The sequence below is a fragment of the Mesorhizobium sp. M8A.F.Ca.ET.161.01.1.1 genome (assembly GCF_004792105.1).
Lineage (GTDB): Bacteria > Pseudomonadota > Alphaproteobacteria > Rhizobiales > Rhizobiaceae > Mesorhizobium.
On record NZ_SRTD01000348.1, the window covers coordinates 1 to 314 of the forward strand.

Annotated in this window: 1 pseudogene; it reads right to left on the reverse strand. The window is 59.9% G+C overall.

Annotated features, from left to right (window positions below):
* Nucleotides 1-314, reverse strand: a pseudogene (locus EN804_RS36010) (hypothetical protein); the annotation flags it as partial.

The following is a 314-nucleotide window of genomic DNA, read 5'->3' on the forward strand; positions in this document are numbered from 1 at the left end:
GGAAATTACGGGAAATGACCTTTATCCGCTCCACCGCATCTTCATCATGGGTGGCCGGCGGCGGTCTTTTCCTGATGGCGCGGTGATCCTCCTGTGGCATGCCATGGTGAAACTCGTCACCACGCCCGTGCGGCAGCGGAAACGCGTGGTTGCGCTCGCCCAGACTCGCAAGCGCCTGTGACCGATCGGTCAGCCGGTGGGCGACCAGATGCACGACTTCGCCTTCCCTTTGAATCTTGCCATAAATGCCGACCATACCGGCCGACAGCACCACGCGGCGGTATTTTTCGAAAGTTTTGACCCACAGCACCGCA